This is a genomic window from Pedobacter hartonius, from assembly GCF_900107535.1.
GTDB classification, from domain to species: domain Bacteria; phylum Bacteroidota; class Bacteroidia; order Sphingobacteriales; family Sphingobacteriaceae; genus Pedobacter; species Pedobacter hartonius.
Genome location: NZ_FNRA01000038.1, coordinates 1 through 1,742, shown reverse-complemented (window position 1 = coordinate 1,742; position 1,742 = coordinate 1). Strand labels below are relative to the sequence as shown.

Annotated in this window: 3 protein-coding genes and 1 rRNA gene; all 4 read right to left on the bottom strand. The window is 36.6% G+C overall.

Features of this window, described 5'->3' with window-relative positions; all coding sequences use genetic code 11:
- Positions 1-347: 347 nt before the first annotated feature.
- Entirely contained in the window at positions 348-539 is a 192-nt protein-coding gene (locus BLW16_RS22850; protein WP_090560198.1) for a hypothetical protein, read from the bottom strand.
- Positions 526-1,104 (bottom strand): ATPase, encoded by a 579-nt coding sequence (locus BLW16_RS22845; RefSeq protein WP_090560197.1) that lies wholly within the window; start codon positions 1,102-1,104, stop codon positions 526-528. Before BLW16_RS22845 ends, BLW16_RS22850 begins: the two co-directional genes overlap by 14 nt.
- 212 nt (positions 1,105-1,316) lie before the next feature.
- Positions 1,317-1,457: a hypothetical protein gene (locus BLW16_RS23420; protein ID WP_175470694.1), complete on the bottom strand. Its 141-nt coding sequence runs from the start codon at positions 1,455-1,457 to the stop codon at positions 1,317-1,319.
- Positions 1,458-1,670: 213 nt separating this feature from the next.
- A 5S ribosomal RNA gene (rrf, locus tag BLW16_RS24180) occupies positions 1,671-1,742 on the bottom strand; the annotation flags it as partial.

Below are 1,742 nucleotides of genomic sequence, written 5' to 3'. Positions count from 1 at the left end.
ACCTTAACAACGATTCCTTCTTTACACGCCTTTCAAAAAACTAACTCCTTTATCCTTCTCATCTTTCCCTTCCTCCGAAGCGGGATGCAAAAGTAAGAAAAATATACGTTACACCAAACAATTTCGTAAAGAAAATTGTATAGCGGTCTATATCATATCTTTAATCTTCCAATGAAGAGCAAAAATCGTAAATTACTAGCTTAAAGATTTGCTGGTTCTAAAGTTGAGAGTGCTGCGTTATACCAAAGTGTTACAGGAAAATATCCATGATTTACGAATACTTCGCTTCAAGAAGAGCGGTCAAAACATTAACCGTGCCATTGCAAATATGCAATAGAGAGGTATAATTATCTTTCAGGAAGCGTTTTTAGTAACTCTTTTGCCGGAACTAACTTAGCATTTCCTTCCTTATCACCAATTACAAGGCTTTTATCGTGAAGAGCTGCTTCCTCAGCCATTTTACGCAAAGCGATGTTCAATCCAAACATTACTTTTTCAGTAAATGTTGCATCTTCACCTATTCCATTAGCTTTTATCATGACTGTCTTTTTTTATACTATCCCAAAGTTCGTTATTAAAGATCATTTTTCCAAAGGCATCACTTTTGGCAACAACTTCTGGTGCCAGATTCATATTATTTACAAGTGTCCACTCGTCGCAAATTGGCATATATAAATTGTACAAATTAGATATACCTCTATAATATCTTCGTATAATAGTCTCAGATGGAATATCATGTCCACCCTCACTTACTCGCTGAGCTACTCTCTTAATGGCTACATCAGCTGAGCTCAGCCAAAAGTATAGTAAACTAACCTTATATCCGGCCGCCTGCACATTTTTAACCAATGAAACATAACTACGGGTAGAAAGCGTAGTTTCAATTGCGAAATCAATTCCTTCCCGCACTAATTCATCAATTCGTTTCAGCATTTTACGCCCTGATTCAAGGGCTACGCTCTCCGGATTCAAAGGAGATAGTTCAGCTGCTATATTATCAGCATTGATAAACTCCCTGCAATCCAGAATCTCTGGTAAAATCGTATAGCTTGCCGTGGTCTTTCCTGCACCATTACACCCGGAAATAATATATAAATTAGGCATCAAAAAAAAGTTATAAATTGCATAACATCCTACCTTAGGATGAGAAATCACTTCTAAAATCAATATTTCGTACAATTACATCATGAGCATCATTTACTTAAATGACTTCTTTGAAAACTATAGGCCGCAAATTTAATTCAGATTTATACATTAAGGTCTTTTATAACGGTGTCAATAATACGTACTGGCATATCATATATCATTGTCATCGGTTACAACTTCAATGGTAACCAGGTATTTTTCGCCAGTTGGTAGCTCTTTCTTCCACAATCCTCCATCTTCATGAAATTGGGCATAGAATGGATACCCAATTCGAACGCACGCTGCTTGCCCAATTCGTGCATATTACTCATATTTTTTAATAAACTGTCAACTTTAGATTCCATAACAATCCTCCTATCGTAAGAATAACTCAAATATAAAAAAACACTTTGGCATTTAACTGAATAACGACACAACACAATAGATACGTACATCCTGTGCAGTAATCAATATGATTGTCGATTGATCCTAAAAAGGCTATAAACAAGAAAAGCCTTTCAATTTCCTGAAAGGCTTTCTTTAAGATTTGGCACCGACCTACTCTCCCACGTGTTACCGCAGTACCATCGGCTCTGGTGGGCTTAACTTCTCTGTTC